Origin of the sequence: Bartonella sp. OC16QHHD, from assembly GCF_042194035.1 — a bacterium.
Taxonomy (GTDB): domain Bacteria; phylum Pseudomonadota; class Alphaproteobacteria; order Rhizobiales; family Rhizobiaceae; genus Bartonella.
In genome coordinates this window covers 1-1,607 of record NZ_JBHIMJ010000053.1, presented here as the reverse complement: position 1 = coordinate 1,607, position 1,607 = coordinate 1, and the positions used below count along the sequence as shown (strand labels likewise).

Sequence of the window (1,607 nt, the reverse complement as noted above, 5' to 3'; positions counted from 1 at the left end):
AGTGCAGCAGATAGTGCAATAGCGAAAGCGGAGCAAGCCCAACAGAGCACAACAGAAGCCTCTAGAATAGCTTTGGAAGCGAAAGCGGTAGCAGAGTCTGCGGCGCGTTCAGGAGAGACGGCAGGGCAGGTGAATGCAGAAGCGGTGAAGGGCATAGCACAAGAGGCGAAGCGTAAAGCGGAAGCAGTAGAGAAGGTAGCAGAAGAAACGAAAGGTGCTTTGGATGGTCTAAAACAATTAGCCAATAGTGCGAAGTCGACAGCGGACGAGGCAAAGAAGGTAGCTGATGGTGCACAAAAGAAGGCATCACAGGTAGAGACAGTAGCGGGTGAAGCTGAAAAGATAGCGAAAGAAGCCAAACAGACAGCTGGTTATGCTAACCATGAGGCGGCACAAGCGCGCAGTGAGGTAGAAAAGGCAAAAAGTACAGCTCATGAAGGATGGAGTAATGCCAATAAAGCTCAGGAAGTAGCAGGTGACGCTAAGACTATAGCAAGTTTAGCGCGTACGTACGCAGATGAAGCCAAGAAGATAGCGGAAAATTCAGGCAACACAGCTCATCAAGGGTGGAGTACAGCTAACAACGCGAAGGAAGTAGCCGATAACGCTAAGACTATAGCAAGTTTAGCACGGACATATGCAGACGAAGCCAAGAAAAAAGCGGAATTAGCAGATTCACAATCCTATCAAGCTAAGGGCGAAGCCGAAAAAGCCAAGGAAATAGCTAATAGTGCAAAATATACAGCAGAACAAGCACAGAAAGCGGCAGAAGCGGCGGGTAAAAAGGCAGCGTCTTTAGCATCATCTTTAGAAGACAAGCTAGAAGAGACAGAAAAAACAGCGAAGGAAGCCAAACAGAAAGCTGTTTATGCCGAAAATGATGCGAGGCAAGCTCGTAGTGAGGCAGAATCTGCGAAAAATATAGCTTATAATGCTAGTAGTACAGCTAACAACGCGAAGGAAGTGGCAGATAACGCTAAGACTATAGCAAGTTTAGCAGAAACGGCAGGCGAGGAAGCCAAGAAAATAGCAGAAGCAGCCAATTCACGAGCGTATGAAGCCAAGAATGAAGTAGAAAAAGCCAAGGAAATAGCGAGTAATGCAAAATATATAGCAGGAGAGGCGCAGAGGGCAGCCGAAACAGCGGGTAAGAAAGCCGCGTCTTTAGAAGAAGAAGCGGAAGAGGCACAAAAAATAGCCAAGGAAGCCAAGGAGTCTGCTGGTTATGCAAGACATGATGCGACGCAAGCGCGCAATCAGGCAGAAAATGCAGAGAAAATAGCCTCGTCTGCGAGGAGTAGGGTTATCGATATCAACCAAGTGGTTGAGAATTTTAAAGCCCCCGTAAGTTTAGCGCGGATGTACTCAGAAGAAGCCAAGAAAAAAGCCGAGTCGGCAGATTCACAAGCCTATCAAGCCAAGAGCGAAGCCGAAAAAGCCAAGGAAGTAGCCGATAGAGCGAAAAGGACAGCAGAAGAAGCCAAAAAAACAGCCGATACGACGAAACAAGAGCTTGGAGGGATCAAGAGTTCCCTAGCAACGGCAACAACAGCCCATACAGTAGCTTCACAGGCAAAAGCGCTAGCGGAAGAGGTAAACAATTTACT

Annotated in this window: 1 pseudogene; it reads left to right on the top strand. The window is 47.5% G+C overall.

The features are described 5' to 3' along the window. Positions 1-1,607: pseudogene (locus ACFIK1_RS05605) on the top strand (hypothetical protein); the annotation flags it as partial.